This window comes from Streptomyces sp. NPDC107765 (assembly GCF_055657085.1).
In genome coordinates, this window is sequence record NZ_JBVKBL010000005.1 from 384,781 (window position 1) to 404,377 (window position 19,597).

The following is a 19,597-nucleotide window of genomic DNA, read 5'->3' on the forward strand; positions in this document are numbered from 1 at the left end:
CCCTCTACCGTGTGAGTTGTGAGAAGCAGCGGCCTCATCTACGCAGTCATCGTCGGGGCCTGGGCCGCCTACTTGGTGCCGATGTGGCTCCGTAGACAGGATGAGCTCAACGAGGCCCGTCCGACCGAGCGCTTCAGCACCGCCATCCGGCTGCTGTCCGGACGTGCGGCCATGCAGCGCCGCTACGACAAGGCGCGCGGGGAGTACCCCGCCGACGAGGCGGACGACGACGTGGACCCGGACGAACCGGCCGACGAGGCCGCCGCCGGGCCCTTCGCCGACCCCGTTCCCGCCGAGGAGACCGAGGCGCCGCCCACCCGCGTGCAGCCCGCCCCGCCGCGGCCCTCGCTCGCCGAGCGGACCAAGCGCGCCAAGGTCCTCGCCCGCCGCCGGCGCACCATCACCATCCTGTTCCTCACCTTCACCACCGGCGCCATCGTCGCGGCCGTCGGCGGCACCGCCTTCCTCTGGGCGCCCGCCATCCCCGCCCTCCTCCTGACCGCGTACATCATTTACCTGCGCGCCCAGGAGCGCCGCCGCTTCACCTTCACCATGGACCAGCGCCGCGCGGAGGCCGCGGCCCAGCGCCTGCGCGAGGGCCGCCGCCCCCGCCAGACCGGCGACCAGCCGGCCGCCGATGCCCGCACCGAGCACCCGGCCGACGCCCGCGCCGACCACCCGGCCGACGCCGCCCCGGAGATCCGCCCGGCGGCCCCGTCCCGTCCGTCCCCCACCGCCGGCCGCCGCGCCGTCGTCGAGGAGACCGACCACGCCGAGTGGGTCGACCAGCAGCGCGAACGCGAGCGCCCGCGCCCCGCCGCCGGCAGCTGGGACCCCGTCCCGGTCCCGCTCCCCACCTACGTCACGGCCCCGGTCGCCCCGCGTGCCACCAGCCACGTCGACCTCGACGCCGAGGACGCCTGGAGCTCCGCCCGCTCCAGCGCCGCCGCCGAACGCCCGCAGCCCGAAGCCCCCCAGCAGGACCGCCGCACCCCCGGCCGCCGCACCCGCGGCCGCACCCCGCTCTTCGACCAGTACGAGGACGAGGACCGCCCCCGCGCCGCCAACGAGTGACCCGCGCCACACCGGTCGCCGCTTCGCTGACCAGCACCGGAAGCGATTTCCGAGCACCGCGGCCGAGATGCTAGAGTTTCACTCGTCGCAAGGGCCTGTGGCGCAGCTGGTAGCGCACCTCGTTCGCAACGAGGGGGTCAGGGGTTCGAATCCCCTCAGGTCCACCGCAGCGTGGTAGCAAGCGCAGTAAAGCCCCCTCCGGGATGATTCGGTGGGGGCTTTTTCGCGTCGTGGCGCAGCGAAGTGCCGCAGGGGTCAGCGTCGTTTCCCGGTCGCGGGCCGCCTCCCACGACGGGCCAATGTTGTAGGCCTGTTGGCACAGCCGGTCTCCGGACACGTCACGCTGTACGGCGGCGAAGTGTGGCAGCGCACTGCTGCATCCCGCCCGGCCGGTTCGATCGGGCGGGATTCTTGCACGGCGAACTGCGCCTTGCGCAGGGGGCGTTCGTGCGTGCGTGGTCGTGGTGGTCATGGTCGTGGTGCCGGACGTCACATCAGCCGGATGCCGTGGCGGGCCAGGTAGGCGAGGGGGTTGATGTCGGAGCCGTAGTGGCGGCGGGTGCGGACCTCGAAGTGGAGGTGGGGGCCGGTGGCCCGGCCGGTGGCGCCGGCGTAGCCGAGGCGGGTGCGGGCGCGGACGTGCTGGCCGGGGTGGACGGAGATCCGGGAGAGGTGCCCGAAGAGCGTGTAGTGGCCGTCCCGCATCCGGACCGTGACGGCCTTGCCGTACGCGCCCGAGCGCCGGGCGAGGACGACGGTGCCGGGCCCGACGGACCTGACCTTGGCCCCGGAGCGGACCGCGAGGTCGACGCCGGTGTGGTGGCCGGCCTGCCAGGCACCGGGCACGCCGTAGGGCGCGCTGATGCGGTAGTGGGCGGCGACCGGGTGGGTCCAGTTGCCGGCGGGGGCGGCGAGGGCGACCTGGGCCCCCGTCACGGTGACGGCGGGGGCCGCGGCCGCCAGCAGGGCGGCACGGAGGAGCGCTCTGCGAAGCGGGGTGCCTTTGCGGAACGTGGTCATACTTGCGAGCCCACGCCCTCGGGCGGGCGGTCGCATCCCGGGACGGGCCGACGAGCCTCCGATCGGGTGGCAGTCCGCCGCGGTGCGGTGAGTGGTGAGGCGGCGGGCGGTGGTGCCTACCGTCGTTCTGCTCCAGGGGCGACCGCCCGGTGGCTCAAGCCATGAGGCGGTCGACGGTTTCGGCGACCGCGCCGGCGCCGTCCTCCGTGGCGAGGCGGGCGGCCGCGGCCCGGGCGCGGCTGAGGCGTTCGGGGCCGGTGGTGGCCTGGGTGAGGGCGTGGGCCAGGCGGGCGACGCCGGATTCCCCGGTGAGGTCCGCGAAGGGGATCGGGGCGGTGGCGACGCCGGAGGCGGCCAGGCGGGCGGCCCAGAAGGGCTGGTCGGCGGTGACCGGGACGGGGACGGTGGGGACCCCGGCGCGCAGTCCGGCCGCGGTGGTGCCCGCGCCGCAGTGGTGGACGACCGCCGCCATGTGCGGGAAGAGCAGGGCGTGCGGCACCTCGCCGATGGTGAGGACGTCGTCCGCGCCGGGTGCGTGCGCGGCGGAGAGGCCGGCCCAGCCGGACTGGAGGATGCCGCGGACCCCGGCGCGCCGCAGGGCCCGTACCGCCAGCTCGCCCAGGCGTTCGCCCTCGCCCCCCGCCATGCTGCCGAAGCCGAGGAAGACCGGCGGCGGGCCGGCGGCGATGAAGTCCCTTACCGCCAGCGGGAGTTGGGCGTCCGGGGCGTGCCAGGGCCACCAGTTGCCGACCACGTCGAGGCCGGCGCGCCAGTCGGTGGGGCGGGGGAGGAGGGTCTCGCTGAAGCCGTGCAGGACCGGCCAGCCGGCCGCTTCGGCGCGGCGCCGGACCGTGGCGGACGTGCTGGGCGGCAGGCCGAGACGGGCGCGCAGGGTGCGGGAGGCGCCGGCGTAGAGGCGGTCGATGACGCGGAGGGAGAGGCGGCCCAGGGCGCGGTTGCCCCGGCGGCCCAGGCTGCGGCCGCCGCTGACGACGGGGGCGAAGTCGCCGGTGGGGGCCTGCGGGACCAGGAACAGGCCCAGCGACGGGATGCCGTGCGCCTCGGCGAGGTGGTGGCCGAGCGGTGCGGTGGTGGCGGAGAGCAGCAGGAGCTCGGTGCCGTCGTCGGCGGCGTCGGCCATGCCCCCGCCCAGTTCCTCGATGAAGGCGGCGGCCCGGCGCATCAGCGCGCGGCGGCCGGGCGGGGCACCCTCCGGCGGTGCGGTGCCGTCGGCCGGGCGCCGGCCGCGCGGGTCGGCGGGCAGCCGGCGGAACGTAAGGCCCGCGGCGCGGACGAGGGGCTCGTAGGCGTCGTGGGTGGCGAGTGTGACGTCGTGGCCGGCCGCGCGGAGCCGGGCGCCGACGCCGGTGTAGGGGGCGACGTCGCCGTACGACCCGGCGGCGGTGAGGAGGATTTTGGGCATGGGTGGGCAGCCTTCGGGAGGTGTAAGGGGCGAGAGGTACGGGGTGCGAGTGCGGCTCTCGGCGCGCGGCGGGACTCAGCAGCCGCAGCGGCTCACGAGCCGTCGCCGTCCGGGTGGCGTACGGCGTTGGCGTGGACGGCGGTGCGCAGGTAGGCGGCGAGGCCGGGGCGCTGTTCGGTGGGCGGGACGATCAGCGCGAACGCGCGGGGGTCGGCGGCGAAGTCATCGGCGATCCGGCCGTGCATATCGGTGGGGCACGGGGTGAACCAGCGGCTGATGTGCTGCCGCTGTTCCTCCGCGAGGTCCATGGCGCGCTCGCCGTCCGCGGGCTCCTCGGCGTCGAAGGCGGCGAGCAGCCGCCGGCGCCAGTCGGCGGCCTCGGCCATGAGCGTGGCCCAGTCGTCCTTGGAGTGCGCGGCGGCCCGCGCCATGGAGCGCTGGTGGCCCTCGCTGTGCTGCCACTTCAGATGGGCCTGGGTGGCGTAGGTGAGGTCGAAGGCCACCTCGCCGAAGACCTCGAACCGCTCCTGCGGCGTCAGCTCGACCCCGGTCTGCTGCACCTCCATGGCCCGCTCGGCGACCTCGACCAGCCGCCGCAGCTTGCCGATCTGCTCGTTGAGGAGCCGGTGCCGGGCGCGGAGGTGGTCGAGGGCGTTGGCCTGGGGGTCCGCCAGGATGGCGGCGATCTCCTCCAGCGGGAAGCCGAGCTCCCGGTAGAAGAGGATCTGCTGCAGCCGGGCGAGGTCGGCGTCGCTGTATTGGCGGTAGCCGGCGGGGCTGCGGTCGCTGGGGCAGAGCAGACCGGTCTTGTCGTAGTGGTGCAGGGTGCGCACCGTGATCCCGGCGAAGCCGGAGACCTGACCGACCGAGTAGCTCATCGCAGCGCCTTTCGTCCCGTGGGGCCGTACCGCTTCAGGGTGCGGCCTGACGTGACGTGAGGGTCAAGCGGGTGGCCGGCTCTGGGCCCGGTCCGCCGCGGCCGGCCCGGTCCACCGCGGTGGGCCCGGCCCGGCTCAGCCGTTCGGATACCGCTCCTCCAGCAGGGAGTTCATCAGCGCCTGGACGTCCTCCCGGGCCAGCCCCTCGGTACGGGCCCGCTCCATCCAGGCGCGCAGTTCCTCGCGCAGCAGGGCGTCCGCCGCGGTGGTGGGGCGGGCGAGCGTACGGCTGACGAAGGTGCCGAGGCCGGGGCGCGGTTCGACCAGGCCCTCGCGCTCCAGCTCGCGGTAGGCCTTCAGCGTCGTGTTGGGGTTGACCTTGGTCGTCGCGGCGACCTGCGCGGCGGTCGGCAGCCGGTCGCCCTCGACGAGGATGCCCAGCCGCAGCGCCTGCTGGACCTGCTGGACGATCTGGAGGTAGGTGGCGACGCCGCTGCGGCGGTCGATGCGGAATTCCACGGCGCTCACCACCTCTCTGCTGCTTTCCCCCGTGCCGCCGGGACCGCCCCCGCGCGCCTCCCGGGCGGCGCCGGGGCCGTACGGTCCGACCGCTTGATGATCGGCCCGCCCGTGAAGGGTGTCAAAGCGCCACCCGTGGCGCGGCGCCGGGTCGCGCCGTTCAGAGCGGCCGCCTCCGGGTGCGCCAGACCACGAACGCCAGCACCAGGGCGGCCAGCGTCACCAGGAGGGCCGCGCCGAGCCACTGCATCCCGGCCATCTGGTCGTAGTCGAAGTACTGGATCACGCGGTGGACGATGCCCAGCTTGGCCCGGCAGGCGCGGTCGGCCGCGCTGTCGGTGCTGACGCAGGTGCCGAAGCCGTAGAGCTTGCCGTCGGCGGTGGCGACCCAGTCGTCGAACCGGGCGGCGTCGAACGGCATGGTCGGCCCGTCGCCGTCGTAGGGAGAGGTGACGCTGCGGACGGCGCCGAGCTGGCCCCGGAATTTGTCCCACACCACGGAGGTGGCCAGAGCGACGAAGGCGGTGGCGGCCATGGCCGGAACCACCCGCTTGATCAGCATGCCCAGGGCGATACCGCAGGAGGCCAGGAAGAGGGTCCGGGCGGCAGGCACCGGGCCGGTGGCCTCGAAGGCGCCCCCGGTGAGCCAGTCCCCGCTCACGGCCAGGCCGTGGACCGGCGTCCACACCCAGGTGAAGACGGCCGACAGCAGGGCGGAGCAGCCCACGGCGAGGGCCAGCGGCAGGCCGAGCGTGGCGGCGAGCCAGCGGCTGCGGCTGACCGACTGGGTCGTGACCAGCTTGAGGGTGCCGTGTTCCTGCTCGCTCGCGATCAGGGGTGCGCCGAGGAAGACGCCGACGACCAGCGGCACGTACTGCAGGTACTCCATGTCGCGCGCGAAGTCCGCGCCGAAGCGGTTCTGGAAGTCGGTCATCAGCTTCTCGTCGCCGCCCGGCGGGACGCCCTTGCCGTGCAGGAAGTCCATGACGCCCATGCGCTGGTAGACGAAGAGCGCGCAGCCGACGAGGGTGAGCAGCAGGGCGGCACGCAGGAACGTGCGGTGCCGGCGCCAGACCACCCAGGGCAGTCCGCGCAGCGGGCCGCGGCCCGGGGCGGCCGTGGTGGGGGCAGGGGCGGTGGTGGTCGTCATGCCGCCACCTCCCCGGAGGCGTCGGGCCGCGCCTCGCCGGCGATCAGGTCCGGTGCGCCGGGCGACCGCAGATAGGCCAGGAGTACTTCTTCCATGCTGGGCGCCAGGGTCTCCCAGCTGTCGGAGAGCGGGCCGCCGGCCCGGATCAGGGCGCTGAACTGCCGCCCGGTGACCCGTGATTCGACGACGGTGTGCCGCTGCCGCAGCTCCTCGGGGACCCCGTCGTCGCCGGACGCCACCCCGGTCACGAGCAGGTGCGCGGGTACCAGCGCGTCGGTGGGCCCGGCCATCCGCAGCCGGCCCTCGGCGAGCAGCAGGAGGTAGTCACACATCTCCTCCATCTCGGAGACCAGGTGGGAGGACATCACCACGGTCGTGCCGTGCTCGGCGGCCTCGGCCATCAGCAGGCCGGACAGTTCGTGCCGGGCCAGCGGGTCGAGGTCGGCCATCGGCTCGTCGAGCAGCAGCAGATCGGGCCGCTTGCCGAAGGCCAGGGCGAAGGCGACGCGGGTGCGCTGGCCGCCGGAGAGGGAGCCGATCCGGGCGGTGAGCGGCACGTTGCCGGACCGTACGACCCGCTCGGCCAGCGCCTGGTCCCAGCGCGGGTTCAGCTCCCGGCCGAGCCGCAGGGTCTCGGCGACCGTGAAGCGGGCGTAGAGCGGCTTGTCCTGGGCGAGGTACGCCGTCCGTGCCATGACGGCCGGGTCGGTCACCGGGACGCCGAACAGCCGCAGCGTTCCGGTGGTCGGCGTCACCAGGCGGGTCGCGGTGCCGAGGAAGGTGCTCTTGCCGGCGCCGTTCGGACCGACGAGGGCGCAGATGCGGCCGGCGGGAAGCCGGAAGGAGCAGTCCCGCAGCGCCCACCCGCGGCGGTACTTCTTCCCCAGACCTACGGCCTCGATCGCCCACGGGCTCGGGTCGTCGCTCACCCGGATCCCCCCTTTAGCTAGTTGATTAGTGGAATGAGTATGGGGAGCGGCCGCGATCACTGTCAAACAGTGGTCGCAGCGCCGCTCCGGCCCTGCAGCCGGGGGCGGGCCCGAAGGGCAGCGGCTCAGCCGGCCGCCGAGCCCCCCAGCGCCTTCGCCAGACACCGGCTGTCCTCGTACGTCCGGTACAGCCCGAACTTCTCCACCGGCAGATAGCCGCTGGAGGCGTACAGCGCCAGCGCCTCGGGCTGCTTGATGCCGGTCTCCAGCACCATCCGCGCCCGCCCCGCGGCCCGCGCGTCCGCCTCCAGCGCGGCCAGGATCCGCCGCGCCAGGCCCCGCCCGCGCGCCTCCGGCAGCACGAACATCCGCTTGATCTCGGCGTCCCCGACGGCGTACCCCTCGGCGGCGTCCTCCTGCACCCGCCAGCCGCCGGTGGCCAGCGGACGGTCACCCTCGTACGCGACCAGGAACGTCCCGCGCGGCGGCACGAACATCTCCGGGTCCAGCGGAGTCATGTCCCCGTCGCCGTAGCGGCGGACGTACTCCTGCTGCACCAGCGTGTCGAGCGTCACGGCGTCGGGGTGGTCGTAGCGGACCGGGCGTATCTGGACGGGGCCGGTCCGGACGGGGCGGGTCTCCATGCGAGGAAGGGTACGGGGCCGGGCGGCGGTCCCCGCGAGCTGCGGGCGTCCACGCCGCCCGGCCCGAAGACGATCACCGCCCCGGTCTGGGTATCGTGCCCGGATGCTCACCGTGACCTCTGTGAATGTGAACGGGCTGCGCGCCGCGGCCAAGAAGGGCTTCGTCCCGTGGCTGGCGGAGACCGCGGCCGATGTGCTCTGCCTGCAGGAGGTACGGGCCGAGACCGCCCAGCTGCCGGACGAGGTCCGCGAGCCGGCCGGCTGGTTCACCGTGCACGCCCCGGCCGCCGCCAAGGGCCGCGCCGGCGTCTCCCTCTTCACCCGCCGCGAGCCGGACCGGGTCCGGATCGGCTTCGGCTCGTCCGAGTTCGACACCTCCGGCCGTTACGTCGAGGCGGACCTGCCCGGCGTGACCGTCGCCAGCCTCTACCTGCCCTCCGGCGAGGTCGGCACCGAGCGGCAGGACGAGAAGGAACGCTTCATGGCGGAGTTCCTGCCCTACCTCGTCGACCTGCGCAAGCGCGCTGCGGCCGACGGGCGGGAGGTCGTGGTCTGCGGTGACTGGAACATCGCCCATCAGGAGGCCGACCTCAAGAACTGGAAGGCCAACCAGAAGAAGTCCGGCTTCCTCCCCGAGGAACGGGCCTGGCTCACCGACGTCCTCACCGAGACCCGCGGCGGCTACGTCGACGTCGTCCGCGCCCTCCACCCCGACACCGAGGGCCCCTACTCCTGGTGGTCCTACCGCGGCCGCGCCTTCGACAACGACGCCGGCTGGCGCATCGACTACCACCTGGCCACACCGGGCCTGGCCCAGCGCGCGGCGAAGGCATACGTGGAGCGGGCGGCGGCCTACGACCAGCGGTGGAGCGACCATGCGCCGGTGACGGTGGTGTACGGGCAGTAGCCGGCGCAGGTCCGGAGCCACGAGAACGGCCCTCTTCGCCATCTGGCGAAGAGGGCCGTTCCGCTGCGCCCATGGTGTGCTCCTGGGTCAGAACGCGTCGTTCTTGAGGGCCGCGAGGAAGGCCCCGGCGGTCGCGCCTTTCCCGACGGCTCGCTCACCTGGGTTTATGCGAGAACGCGCATAGCAGCGTTCCTGCATGGACGCTGCTCTCGACGCCTCGTATGGTCAGGACCGACCGGCCCAACGCGGGTCACCACAAGGGGGTTTCAGCATGGCGCGCGAGGAACTTACCCGGCTCACCGGCAACGGCAACGGCACCTGCGGTGGGGAGGACTGCCCGAACGTCTACCGGACGACAAGCGGTTCGCTCGTCGTCCAGGGAAGCGTGTCCGAGGCGTTCACGCCCCCGTTCGGTGAGGCTCTGGTGGAGATCCCGGAAGAAGTACTCAGGGAGGCCGTACGTGCTCTTGGATGGTGACGAGTGGCGTCGTCGGTTCGCGGACATCAAGCGCGAGGCATGGCGGCTTGAGACGCTGCCGCAGTACCTCGTACCGCAGGAGGATCAAGACTTCGCGGCCTTCCGCGAGGGACGGCCCATGACCCCGTACGGGGCCTCTTCCTACACAGAGCGAGTCTCGCGTCAGCGCGCCGAGGGTAAGCGCAATGGCCGAGTGCACATCGTGACTCAGCCCCTCTCGGAGTATCTTCGATTCGAGTTCAGCCGGTACTACGAGACGCACGCTCGGGCCGGAGATGACATTCGAATCCTCGACGTGACCCACCGGACCAACCCCCTTGAGGGGGTGCAAGACTTCTGGATGTTCGACCGAACCGAGGTAGTCCTCATGAACTATGAGGATGACGGCCGGCAGATCAGCCGCGAGATTTTCGAAGGGGATGTTTCTCCGTTCATCGAATACCAGCGGATCGCGGTGTCTGAGTCGGTCCCCTTTCAGGAGTACGTGAACGGTGGCCATCGAGCCTGATCAGCTGGACCAGACTGGTCTGGAGCTGGCGGCCATGCTCAAGCGCCTTCGTAAGCAAGCCGGTCTCTCCGGAGTCCGGCTTGCTGTGCGTTGCCAAATGTCCCAGTCCAAGATCAGTCGGATCGAAGGCAACAAGATTCGCCCGTCCTTGGTGGACGTTGAGCAGATCCTGAGAGGAGTGGGAGCCTCTCCTGGGCTCGCCGCGGAAGTGATGGCCGTGGCGCGAATAGCGCAGACAGAATGGCAGGACCGCAAGTCCCTACATCGAAAGGGACTCGACAAGAAGCAACTGGAACTGGCTCGATTGGAGGCAGTTACCACAGACTTCCGTTACTTCTTGCTGTCCATGGCCACGGGGCTCTTGGCAACGCCGGAGTACATCAGGGAAAGCATTGCGTACGCTCCGCCGGCACAACAGGCCAAGGCGGTAGGCATGAAGCTCGAACGGCAGGCTGTTCTCCTCGATCGTTCCAAGAGCTTCACCTTCCTGCTCACCGAGCAAGCCGTCAGATATCCCTTGGTTCCGCCCGATGCCATGGCCATGCAGATCGACCGGTTGGCATCGCTTGCCCGGCAGGCGAATATTCGAGTGGGTGTGCTGCCGATGAGTGTGAAATTCAGCACCACTCCGTTGAGTACATTCACTGTCTACGACGACCGTATGGCCACCATTGAGACGGACCTTGGGGCGGCAGTCTTCCGGGACCCGAAAGACGTTCAGTCCCTCCTGGAGCGTTTCGCCAGCTACGAGCGGTGCGCCGCTTTCGGGGACAAGGCGCACGAGCTGTTGCATGAGTGGGCGTGGTCGTTCCGTCAATGATCTTTAGTCGAGAACGTGAATAAGGTCAGGGTGGTGCCCAACTCCCGTCCATTATGGGTAACGAGCAATTCGGCCCGGGAGGTAGCGCAAACCATGAGTGATCCCGTCAGGTACTCACAGAAACCTGTTGAACTACCGCTGGACCCGTGGCTTCTGGAGGGTGTGCCGGCCCCCGGATGCAAGCAATGCGCTGCCTCGCGTGGCAAGCGGAGCCGGGCATTGACGCAGAACGACTGGCGGGCGGCCTGCGCTGCCGCTCGGGACATCCGCAGCCACCACACAAACCACTGACATCGAACTCCCGCCCCGGCGGCGGAAACCTGGACAGTCGAGCAGCCGGGGCGGGTGACCCCACCGCAGGAATCCTGCGGACCTTCGGGACGTGCCTTCGACGGTACGGCGGCGCGGCCCCTCACGGAAGAGGAGGTTGAGGGATGAGCGCTGTAGCGGTTGAGACGTTCGAGACGCGCGCCCCTGATGCGGAAGGCTGGCGCGGTGTCCCGTTCCGGCACCCTGCCGATATGGAGGCGGACGGCGGAAAGCACGACGGCGGCCCGATGCCCCCGGAGGCGCCCCGCGAGCCCGCCCCGCAGCCCAGCGGCGGAGACGAGTAAGCGCCCCGACAGCCTCGGCAACCCCCGTGCTGCGCGGTTCAGGCCGGCGGGGTCACCAGCGAGACCGTCACCACCACCGGTAGCGCCCGTCCCGCCGAGCGCAGCGCGTCGGCGACCATCTCCAGCAGCCAGACCGCGAGGTCCGGCGACCACTCCCGGGTGGTGCAGCCGAACCGGAACGCCTCGCGCATGCCCTCGGTGTGCACCGCGCGGCCGAGGTCGACGTCCAGGCCGGGCGGGCCGGCCGGGGGCGGGGCCGGCGTGGAGACCGGGGACGGCCCGGGCGCCGTGGGGTGCGCGCCGGGCCGGGAGACCACCACCGCGTCCTGCGCCATCTCCCGTACCGCCGCGCACACCGCCGCGGCATCGGCCCCGGACACCGCGGCCTCCCCCGGGTGGCAGGAGACCGTCACCACGACCTCGTGCCGGGCGTCCGGGTCCGCCAGGGCGAACCACGGCGCCAGCTCGGTCTGGAAGAAGGCGGTGTTGCGCGCGGCGGCCTGTAGCGGCAGCAGGGCGTGCAGGCCGGTGAAGGTCACCGTGCCCACCCGGGCCAGCGCTTCGGACAGCACCAGGACGACCGGCCGGACGGGCAGGCCGGGGCGTGGCGGGTCGGTGAGCACCCCGGCCTGAAGCCAGGCCAGCTCGTGCACCCTGCCGTCCGGGGTCCAGTCGCCGCCGACCTCCTCGTGCGCCCATGCGGTGGGCTCGTGGCGGGCGGTGACCTCGCCGTTCTCGGTCAGCCAGCGGCTCACCGTCCGCCAGCCGTAGGCACCGGCCCGGTCGACGGCGAGGGCGAGCAGGTCCTCCTCGAGCGCGTACTCGTCCCCGGCCTGGTCCCCGTCCTCGTCCTCACCGGGCTTCCCCCGGTACTGCGCGACGGCCCGGTCGAACCACGGGGAACGCCGGAGGATGCCGTGCAGGCCGATGATCACGGTGGGCGGAAACACAGGCACTCCCGGAGAGCGGACGGCCGGAAAGCGGACGGCAGGAAAGCGGACGGCGCTGGAAGGCTACCTTCCAGCGCCGCCGTCAGCCGTTGCTCAGTTACCGCGGAACGGTGAGTTGCTCAGATACCGCAGAACAGCGACTGGGTGTCGGTGATCTTCTTGTGGTTGTCGTCGGGGTAGCCCACGATGTCCACGTCGATGACGCTGCGGAAGGAGTACTTCGCGACCAGGTTCGTGCACTTCCAGGCGGCCGAGGCGCGCTTGCCGCTGCCGCCGCCGGAGTAGACGGTCTTGACGCCCTTGTTGAGGGTGTACCAGTGGCCGTTGTTCTTGACCTGGAGCCAGACGGTGACCTTGGCCTTCTTCGCCGGGCCGTTGATCCGCTTCCACCAGCCGTGGGCGTTGATGTTCCCGCGCACCGTGTGCGAGAAGTGCACCTTGTCGCCGTCGGTGAGGAAGGCCCCGACGCCGCCGCCGGCGCGGGCGGAGGGCGCGCTGTAGCTGCTGGGCTGGCGCGGGCCGTGGTCGTCGGCCAGTGCCGGGGCGCTTGCGGTGACGGCCAGCAGGCCGGCCAGAGTGGCGGACGCCACCCCCGTACGGATGCGCACGTGGATTCCCCCTTGATATGCGGTCATGACGTAGGGACATGCGGTCGTGTCCTACTGACGCGCACCCAACCACGCGGGCGATCTTGGCGCCATTGTCCTTGGGGACAGGTGGGACGGCGGCCGGTCCCGCCCCGCGGTGCCGCGACGTCAGGCGGGCGGCCGGTCCTGCTCCAGGCCCCGGCCCTGCTCCCCGCCCCGGCCCTCCTCCCGGCCCCGTTCCTGTTCCCGGCCCCGTGCCGGCCGCCGGTTCGGGTCCCGGTCCGCCGCGCCGTCCTGGCCCTGTGCCTTCAGCCACTGTTCCAGTTCGGCCTGGATGCGGCGGTCCATGGCCATGGAGAGTTCGGCCTCGACGACGCCCTTGGAGAGCGGGCGGAGGGCCTCGATGATGCCAGCCATCTGCTCGACCTCCTGTGCGGTGGGCGGGTTGGCCGCCGTGGTGCGTTCGAGGAGGTCGGCGAGGACGTGGGTGCGGATGAGGGTGGTGAAGATGTCGGCGAGGGCGTCGGCGTGGGCGCGCACCTTGCGGCCGGCTTCCAGGACGGCGGCCAGCGGGACGCCCTTGCCGACGAGCTCGGTGGAGGCGTCCAGGAGGCGGCGGCTGATGTGCACGAACTCGTCGCCGTCGACGGCCAGATAGCCGATGTCGAGGGAGGCGGAGAGGTTCGCCGCGGTGATGTCCTCGCTGAAGTGGTCGGCGAGCTGCTCCGGGCGGAGGCGGACCGGGGTCTCCTCGGACCACGGGGGGAGCAACGGGGGTCGCAGGCCGAGGAGTTCGCCGACGTCGCGGCCGGACTCGAAGGCGGCGAGGAGCTCGGCTATCCCGCCGAGGGTGTGACCGCGTTCCAGGAGGGCGCCGATGGTGTGCAGGCGGGCGAGGTGGTGTTCGTTGTACCAGGCGATGCGGCCCTCGCGGCGGGGCGGCGGGATGAGCTTGCGTTCGCGGTAGAAGCGCAGCGTGCGGACCGTGATGCCGGCCTCCTCGGCCAGCTCGGTCATGCGGAATTCGCGCGCGGGGCGGCGGTCGTCCGCGGGCTCCGCGCGGTCGTCCTTCGGCTTCTCGTTCGCTGCCACGGGGGTCAGCCTATGCCGGGAATGTGACGGCGGTCCGGGGTGCAACTGCCGGTAACTTCCTGCCGTCCGACCCCTACCGCTCGGTACGTGGCTGCCCTACGCTCCCCCTGTGCCCGATCGTGCCAGTGATTGCTGGCGCGATTGACGGGGGGTGTGCGGAACGCCCCGTGGCCGCGGCAAGTGTGAGCCGCGGGCGGGCAGGTGGAGCGTCGGACTCGGGAGGCGGCGGATGGCCGGGCGCGAAGAGCAGCACGTGCGGGTGGCGGTGATCGGATCGGGATTCGGTGGTCTGGGGGCGGCGGTACGGCTGCGCCGTCAGGGGATCACCGACTTCGTGGTCCTGGAGCGGGCCGACGCGGTGGGCGGGACATGGCGGGACAACAGCTATCCGGGGTGCGCGTGCGACGTGCCCTCGCACCTGTACTCGTTCTCCTTCGCGCCCCATCCGGAATGGCCGCGGAATTTCTCCGGACAGCCCCATATCCGGGCGTATCTGGAGCGGGTGACCGACCTCTTCGGACTGCGGCCGCATATCCGCTTCCGCTCCGAGGTACGGCACCTGCGGTGGAACGGGGACGCGCTGCACTGGGAGATCGAGACGGCGAACGGAGGACTCACCGCCGATGTGGTGGTCTCCGCCACCGGCCCGCTGTCCGACCCCAAGGTCCCCGACATTCCGGGGCTGGACTCCTTTCCGGGGAAGGTCTTCCACTCCTCGCGCTGGGACCATGAATACGAGCTGCGCGGAAAGCGCGTCGCCATGATCGGCACCGGTGCCTCGGCGATCCAGATCGTGCCCGCCATCCAGCCGGAGGTGCAGCGGCTGACGCTCTTCCAGCGCACCGCGCCGTGGGTGCTGCCGCGTGCCGACCGCCGGATCAGCGCCGCCGAGAAATGGCTGCACACCAAGGTCCCGGCGACCCGGGCCGCCCGCCGCCAACTGCTCTGGGGCATCCGCGAGTTGCAGGTCAGCGCGTTCACCAAACGCCCCGACCGGCTGGGCCTGGTCGAGTTCCTGGCCCGCAACCACATGAAGAAGGCGATCAAGGACCCGGCGCTGCGGGCCGCGCTGACGCCCGACTACCGCATCGGCTGCAAGCGGATCCTGCTCTCCAACACGTACTATCCGGCGCTCGCCCGGCCGAATGTGGACCTGGTGACCTCCGGGCTCAAGGAAGTGCGCGGAAACACCCTCATCGGCGCCGACGGCAGTGAGGTCGAGGCCGACGCCATCATTTTCGGCACCGGATTCCATGTGACGGACATGCCTATCGCGCAGCGGGTGACCGGCGCCAAGGGCACCACGCTCGCCGAGGAATGGAAGGACGGCATGGCCTCGCTGCGCGGCGCCAGCGCGGCCGGATTCCCGAATTTCCTCACCCTCATCGGGCCCAACACAGGACTCGGGAACAGCTCGATGATCCTCATGATCGAGGCCCAGCTGAATTACCTGGCCGACTACCTCCGGCAGCTGGACCTGCTCGGCGAGAAGACCGCGCTGAGCGCCCGCCCGGAGGCCGTGGAGGACTGGAACCGCATGATCCAGGAGAGGATGAAGCGCACCGTGTGGAACACCGGCGGCTGCGACAGCTGGTACCTCGACGCGAACGGGCGGAACACCACCGCCTGGCCCGGGACCACCGGCGAGTTCAAGCGGCTGACCCGTCAGGTCGACCTCGCCGAGTACGAGGTGCTGCGTCCGAAGGCCGGTACCGCGGCCGGGCCCGTGGGTGCCTCCGCCGACGCCCGGGCGGAGGTGGCCGCATGAGCCGCCGCCCCGGCCACGTCACCGGCGGCCCCTACGCCCCGCCGGTCCCGCGCACGACCACCGAGGTCACCTCGGCCGACGGCGCCCGGATCCACGCCGAGATCCACGGCCCCGAGGACGCCCCCGCCGTGGTGCTGGCCCACGGCTGGACCTGCTCCACCGCCTTCTGGGCCCCGGTCGTCCGCGACCTGGCCGCCGGCCACAAGGTCGTCGTCTACGACCAGCGGGGCCACGGCCGCAGCCCGGCCACCGGCCCGGCGGGCTACGGCACGACGGCGCTCGCCGACGACCTGGTGGCCGTACTGGAGGCGACCCTCGGCCCGGACGAACGCGCCGTGGTCGGCGGGCACTCCATGGGCGGCATGACGATCATGGCCGCCGCCGAGCGCCCCGAACTGCGCGCCCGGGCCGCCGCCGCGCTGCTGTGCAGTACGGGCTGCGCCGGACTGCCCGCCGCGTCACAGGTGTTCCCGTTCCGCAGCGAGGGCGCCCGGCGTCTCGCCCACCGGCTGCTGTTGGGCTCCCGGTCCCCGCTCGGCCCGGTCTCGCCCCTCACCCGGCGCGCGCTCAAGTACGCCACCATGGGCCCCGACGCCACCCCCGAGCAGGTCGAGGCGTGCGCCCGCATCGTGCACGCCTGCCCGTCGGCCGTACGGGCCCGCTGGGGCAACGTGCTGTCCGTCCTCGAACTGACCGGTGGGGTCAGCCGGCTGGAGGTGCCGACGGTGGTGCTCGCGGGGTCCGCCGACCGTCTGACCCCGCCGGTGCAGTCCCGCCGGCTGGCCTCCGTACTCCCGGACTTCCGGGGGCTGACCGAGCTGCCGGGCAAGGGCCACATGACGCCCATCGAGGACCCCGGCGCGGTCGCCGGCCTGCTGCGGGAACTCGTCCGGGACCACCTCCGGGCCACCGGCGACCGGTCCACGCCGGCGCCCGCCGTCCCCGCCCAGAAGACCGCCCGGACCACCGCGCAACAGGCCGCACAAAAGGCCGCGGAAGAGACCGGGCGGACCGCCCAGCAGACCCCGCAGAAGAAGGAGAAGACCGCATGAGCGGGAACCGGAGCCTGGACGGGCAGGTCGTCGTCGTGACCGGCGCGGCGCGCGGGGTCGGTGCGCTGCTGGCCCGCAAGCTGTCGGCGCGCGGCGCCACGCTGGCGCTGGTCGGCCTGGAACCGGACGAGCTGGCGAAGGTGGCCGCGGGCCTGCACGGGCCGGCGCACCACTGGCACGCCGACGTCACCGACCACGAGGCGATGGCCCGGGTCGCGGCCGGGGTCAAGGAACGCTTCGGCAAGGTCGACGTGGTCGTCGCCAACGCCGGGGTGGCGTCCGGCGGCCCGTTCGTCGACTCCGACCCGGTCGCCTGGAAGCGGGTCATCGAGGTCAACCTCATAGGCGGTGCGGTCACCGGCCGGGCCTTCCTGCCCGTGCTGATGGAGTCCCGCGGCTACTTCCTGCAGATCGCCTCGCTCGCCGCGATCGCTCCGGCGCCGATGATGACCGCGTACTGCGCCTCCAAGTCCGGCGTCGAGGCGTTCGCGCACAGCCTGCGCGCCGAGGTCGGCCACAAGGGCGTACGGGTCGGGGTCGGCTACCTGAGCTGGACCGACACCGACATGGTGCGCGGCGCCGACCAGAACGACCTGATGCGCGAACTGCGCGCCCGGATGCCCTGGCCGGCGAACAAGACCTATCCGCTGGGGCCGGCCGTGGACCGGATCGTGGCGGGCGTCGAACGCCGTTCCGCGCACGTCTACGGGCAGTGGTGGCTGCGCGGGATGCAGTCGCTGCGCGGGTACCTTCCGGCGGTCATCGGGTCGGCGGGCCAGCGGGAGATGCGGCGGTTCGGGGACCGGCTGGAGGGTATGCGGGTCGGTCTGGTCGGCGCGGGCGGCGAGGCGGACGAGAAGGCCCGGGCCGACCGCTGACCGACCCGCTCCCTTCCTGGCGTTTGTGACGCTGGGTAGTCGAACGTGATCGAAATGCGAGCAATGTCCGGGCGTGTCACTCTTGTCCGGGGCCCTTCCCCTACGCCCCACTAGGAGTGAACAGCATGGGCATCAAGGACCAGTTCCAGGACAAGGCCAACGAGCTCAAGGACCAGGCTCAGAAGGCCATGGGCAGCGCTCGCGACGAGGCGGACGAGCGCGGCCGGCAGGGCCAGGACCGGGCCCGTCAGCGCGGCCAGCAGGGTCGTGAGCGCGGTCAGCAGGAGCGCGGTCAGCAGGGCCGTCGTCCTGCCCCCGACCCGATGGACGAGCTGCACGACGAGCGGGACCGCTTCCAGAGCTGATCCGCAGTCCTGAAGGTCACGCGTGGCGGCGTACGCGCCATGCGTGCGGGGCGCACCCGGTCGACCGGGTGCGCCCCAACTGCATTCCCCCGTTGTTCCCCCGTGGCCCCGTGGCCCCCGTGGTTCGCTACAAGGTCAGTTGACGACCTTGAGCCTCGTCGGCCAGCCGTAGTGCGCGGCCTTGGCGAAGAGGTTCTTGATGTGCGCCGGGGTCAGCTTGATGCAGCCCAGCGAGTAGTAGTCGCGGACGCCGTCCCAGCGGTAGGGGCTGTCCTGGCCGGGCTTCCGGGGGCCCTGGGTGCCGTCGACGTTCATCTCGCTGTGCACGAACAGGGCGGTGCGCTTGGTCCGGTGGTTCTTGCAGACCTTGTCCTGCACCTGGATCGCGTAGCCGTTGATGCCGTTGCGGCCGCCGTTGTGGCGCTTGGTGTGGTTCAGCACCCGGTAGCTGCCGGTGGGCAGCCAGCCCTGCAGGCTGGCGCACTCGTTCGTGCCGTTGCGGCCGCCGTTGCCGGAGCCCGCGCGGTACTTGGCGAGCACCTGGTCCTTGGCGTGCGGGATGCTCTTCATCAGGTAGAGCCGGGAGTTGCTGGGGTTGCTCCAGTTCTTGTTGAAGTACAGGTACGTACCGCCGGCCGCGGCAGTCGCGGCCTTCCCGGGCGCCGGGTGGGCGGCCAGCGCGGGGGCGGCCTCGGTGGCCGCGAGGCCGCCGGTGAGGGCGACTGCGACTGCGAGCGGAACGATCCGGTGACGGATGCGCATCGGACATCTCCCGTTGGGTGAGCGGTAGTCGGTGGCTGTTGCGGTGTGCCCGGCCGGGGCAGGACACGACCTTGCTGGGCCGGCCGGTGTCCGGCAAGACCCCTCGGCCATCCCGGACGGACCGCACGCTGTCCGGGCAGGTCGGACGGGGGGTGCGGGAGTTGTCCGGATGGGTGACGGGCGCTGTCCGGGACTGACCGGAGAGGGTGTTGTGGCGGTGGCCGGGCGGCGGTTCAATGACCGGCATGACACGCACGGGGGGAACCGGCGGTACGGGGCCCGAGACGGCCCACGACCCCGCCGCGCTCGTCGCACTGATGCAACGCCTCAAGGAAGACAGCGGCCTGACCTACCGTCAGCTGGAACAGCGGGCGGCGGAGCGCGGCGAGGTGCTCGCCCGCAGCACCCTCGCGGACGTGCTGGGCCGGAAGTCCCTGCCGCGGGCCGAGGTGCTCGGCGCGTTCCTGCGGGCGTGCGGCCGCCCGGAGGACGAGGTCGAGGAGTGGCTCACGGCCCGGCGGCGCATCGAGGAGGGCACGACGGGCCCGCCCGCTCGCACCGACCCTCCGCCCGGGGGCCGGCGGCGGCTGCTGACCGGCGCCGCGCTGCTGGGCGTCGCACTGCTCGCCGTCGGTGTCCCCCTGCTGGCCGGGGACGGCGACGCGGAGCCCGGCACCCCGCTGCCCACCGGCGAGGTGCGGATCCGTCCGCTGGGGGCGCCCGGACTGTGCCTGACGGACGGGCGGGTGCTGCGGGCGCACGCGTACCGCACGGTCGCGGTGGTGCGGCCCTGCGCGCAGGCGGTGCCCCCGCACACCCGGCTGACGGCGGCCGGCGGCGGCCGCCACCTCGTCCAGTGGTCACACCCGGACGAGGGCACCGGCTGCCTGGTCCTGCTGCGCGCACCGGGCCTGGCCGGGCTGCTGGAGCCGCAGAACGACTGCTCGGCGGGCGGGCCCGCACAGCGGTTCCGGATCGAGCCGGTCGACGGGCGGTCCGACGGCGGACGGCCCGCGTACCGGATGCGGCTGGCCGACGGCGACCGGTGCGTCGGCCTCAGCGGCCGGACGGCGGGCGCCACGGCCGTCGGCGTCCCGTGCCGCACCGGCGCGGACGACCAGACCTTCGCGATCGGCCCAGGGTGACGGGGCCGCCACACCACGCCGGCCGGGGGCGACG

At 72.4% G+C, this 19,597-nt stretch carries 22 protein-coding genes and 1 tRNA gene; 12 read left to right on the forward strand and 11 right to left on the reverse strand.

Annotated elements, in window-relative coordinates:
* Nucleotides 1-18 precede the first annotated feature (18 nt).
* Both sepX and ACZ7MX_RS15725 read left to right on the forward strand, forming a co-directional pair.
* On the forward strand, nt 19-1,074 hold the full coding sequence (gene sepX, locus ACZ7MX_RS15720) for a divisome protein SepX/GlpR (protein WP_472132323.1): 1,056 nt from the start codon (nt 19-21) through the stop codon (nt 1,072-1,074).
* 91 nt (nt 1,075-1,165) lie between these two features.
* Nucleotides 1,166-1,238, forward strand: a tRNA-Ala gene (locus tag ACZ7MX_RS15725).
* 325 nt (nt 1,239-1,563) lie between these two features.
* Here ACZ7MX_RS15725 and ACZ7MX_RS15730 read toward each other — a convergent pair.
* The 7 genes from ACZ7MX_RS15730 to ACZ7MX_RS15760 form a co-directional block, all read right to left on the reverse strand.
* Complete coding sequence (locus ACZ7MX_RS15730; RefSeq protein WP_472132325.1) at nt 1,564-2,094, reverse strand: murein hydrolase activator EnvC family protein; 531 nt, start codon at nt 2,092-2,094, stop codon at nt 1,564-1,566.
* Nucleotides 2,095-2,248: 154 nt separating this feature from the next.
* On the reverse strand, nt 2,249-3,517 hold the full coding sequence (locus ACZ7MX_RS15735) for a glycosyltransferase (RefSeq protein WP_472132327.1): 1,269 nt from the start codon (nt 3,515-3,517) through the stop codon (nt 2,249-2,251).
* 92 nt (nt 3,518-3,609) lie between these two features.
* Nucleotides 3,610-4,395 (reverse strand): MerR family transcriptional regulator, encoded by a 786-nt coding sequence (locus ACZ7MX_RS15740; protein ID WP_472132329.1) that lies wholly within the window; start codon nt 4,393-4,395, stop codon nt 3,610-3,612.
* Nucleotides 4,396-4,530: 135 nt separating this feature from the next.
* The gene (locus ACZ7MX_RS15745) at nt 4,531-4,926 is read right to left on the reverse strand and encodes a GntR family transcriptional regulator (protein WP_362139942.1); all 396 of its coding nucleotides are present in this window, start codon (nt 4,924-4,926) and stop codon (nt 4,531-4,533) included.
* Between the two features lie 148 nt (nt 4,927-5,074).
* The gene (locus tag ACZ7MX_RS15750; protein WP_472132331.1) at nt 5,075-6,064 is read right to left on the reverse strand and encodes an ABC-2 transporter permease; all 990 of its coding nucleotides are present in this window, start codon (nt 6,062-6,064) and stop codon (nt 5,075-5,077) included.
* Entirely contained in the window at nt 6,061-6,993 is a 933-nt protein-coding gene (locus tag ACZ7MX_RS15755) for an ABC transporter ATP-binding protein (protein ID WP_472132333.1), read from the reverse strand. The genes ACZ7MX_RS15750 and ACZ7MX_RS15755 overlap by 4 nt, the downstream gene beginning before the upstream one ends.
* Nucleotides 6,994-7,118: 125 nt before the next feature.
* On the reverse strand, nt 7,119-7,637 hold the full coding sequence (locus ACZ7MX_RS15760; RefSeq protein WP_472132335.1) for a GNAT family N-acetyltransferase: 519 nt from the start codon (nt 7,635-7,637) through the stop codon (nt 7,119-7,121).
* 103 nt (nt 7,638-7,740) lie between these two features.
* Between ACZ7MX_RS15760 and ACZ7MX_RS15765 the strand changes: the two genes are divergently transcribed.
* The 5 genes from ACZ7MX_RS15765 (at nt 7,741) to ACZ7MX_RS15785 (ending at nt 10,964) form a co-directional block, all read left to right on the forward strand.
* Nucleotides 7,741-8,544 carry an exodeoxyribonuclease III gene (locus ACZ7MX_RS15765; RefSeq protein ID WP_472132337.1) on the forward strand — a complete coding sequence of 268 codons (804 nt, stop codon included), beginning with the start codon at nt 7,741-7,743 and terminating at the stop codon, nt 8,542-8,544.
* A 271-nt stretch (nt 8,545-8,815) separates the two neighbouring features.
* Nucleotides 8,816-9,022, forward strand: a complete 207-nt coding sequence (locus ACZ7MX_RS15770) for a hypothetical protein (RefSeq protein WP_078866138.1) — start codon at nt 8,816-8,818, stop codon at nt 9,020-9,022.
* Entirely contained in the window at nt 9,006-9,530 is a 525-nt protein-coding gene (locus tag ACZ7MX_RS15775) for a DUF6879 family protein (RefSeq protein ID WP_472132339.1), read from the forward strand. The genes ACZ7MX_RS15770 and ACZ7MX_RS15775 overlap by 17 nt, the downstream gene beginning before the upstream one ends.
* Nucleotides 9,514-10,350, forward strand: a complete 837-nt coding sequence (locus ACZ7MX_RS15780; protein WP_472132341.1) for a Scr1 family TA system antitoxin-like transcriptional regulator — start codon at nt 9,514-9,516, stop codon at nt 10,348-10,350. Before ACZ7MX_RS15775 ends, ACZ7MX_RS15780 begins: the two co-directional genes overlap by 17 nt.
* 434 nt (nt 10,351-10,784) lie before the next feature.
* A complete protein-coding gene (locus ACZ7MX_RS15785; RefSeq protein ID WP_472132343.1) occupies nt 10,785-10,964 on the forward strand; it encodes a hypothetical protein in 180 nt (59 codons plus the stop codon).
* A gap of 38 nt (nt 10,965-11,002) precedes the next feature.
* Here ACZ7MX_RS15785 and ACZ7MX_RS15790 read toward each other — a convergent pair whose 3' ends face one another.
* From ACZ7MX_RS15790 to ACZ7MX_RS15800, 3 genes are all read right to left on the reverse strand, one after another.
* Nucleotides 11,003-11,914: a hypothetical protein gene (locus tag ACZ7MX_RS15790; RefSeq protein ID WP_472132344.1), complete on the reverse strand. Its 912-nt coding sequence runs from the start codon at nt 11,912-11,914 to the stop codon at nt 11,003-11,005.
* A gap of 119 nt (nt 11,915-12,033) precedes the next feature.
* The gene (locus ACZ7MX_RS15795) at nt 12,034-12,522 is read right to left on the reverse strand and encodes a hypothetical protein (RefSeq protein ID WP_472132346.1); all 489 of its coding nucleotides are present in this window, start codon (nt 12,520-12,522) and stop codon (nt 12,034-12,036) included.
* 147 nt (nt 12,523-12,669) lie between these two features.
* Entirely contained in the window at nt 12,670-13,593 is a 924-nt protein-coding gene (locus ACZ7MX_RS15800; protein WP_472132348.1) for a MerR family transcriptional regulator, read from the reverse strand.
* 229 nt (nt 13,594-13,822) lie between these two features.
* Between ACZ7MX_RS15800 and ACZ7MX_RS15805 the strand changes: the two genes are divergently transcribed.
* The 4 genes from ACZ7MX_RS15805 (at nt 13,823) to ACZ7MX_RS15820 (ending at nt 17,656) form a co-directional block, all read left to right on the forward strand.
* Nucleotides 13,823-15,361 carry a flavin-containing monooxygenase gene (locus ACZ7MX_RS15805; protein WP_472132350.1) on the forward strand — a complete coding sequence of 513 codons (1,539 nt, stop codon included), beginning with the start codon at nt 13,823-13,825 and terminating at the stop codon, nt 15,359-15,361.
* A complete protein-coding gene (locus ACZ7MX_RS15810; protein ID WP_472132352.1) occupies nt 15,358-16,413 on the forward strand; it encodes an alpha/beta fold hydrolase in 1,056 nt (351 codons plus the stop codon). Before ACZ7MX_RS15805 ends, ACZ7MX_RS15810 begins: the two co-directional genes overlap by 4 nt.
* Nucleotides 16,410-17,291, forward strand: coding sequence for an SDR family oxidoreductase (locus tag ACZ7MX_RS15815; protein WP_472132354.1), 882 nt, complete (start codon nt 16,410-16,412; stop codon nt 17,289-17,291). The genes ACZ7MX_RS15810 and ACZ7MX_RS15815 overlap by 4 nt, the downstream gene beginning before the upstream one ends.
* 125 nt (nt 17,292-17,416) lie before the next feature.
* Nucleotides 17,417-17,656 (forward strand): hypothetical protein, encoded by a 240-nt coding sequence (locus tag ACZ7MX_RS15820; protein WP_030413406.1) that lies wholly within the window; start codon nt 17,417-17,419, stop codon nt 17,654-17,656.
* A 135-nt stretch (nt 17,657-17,791) separates the two neighbouring features.
* On the opposite strand, the gene ACZ7MX_RS15825 is transcribed toward ACZ7MX_RS15820, so the two are convergent.
* On the reverse strand, nt 17,792-18,418 hold the full coding sequence (locus ACZ7MX_RS15825) for a hypothetical protein (RefSeq protein WP_472132356.1): 627 nt from the start codon (nt 18,416-18,418) through the stop codon (nt 17,792-17,794).
* Between the two features lie 245 nt (nt 18,419-18,663).
* Between ACZ7MX_RS15825 and ACZ7MX_RS15830 the strand changes: the two genes are divergently transcribed.
* Nucleotides 18,664-19,563 (forward strand): helix-turn-helix domain-containing protein, encoded by a 900-nt coding sequence (locus ACZ7MX_RS15830; protein ID WP_472132358.1) that lies wholly within the window; start codon nt 18,664-18,666, stop codon nt 19,561-19,563.
* Nucleotides 19,564-19,597: the final 34 nt, after the last annotated feature.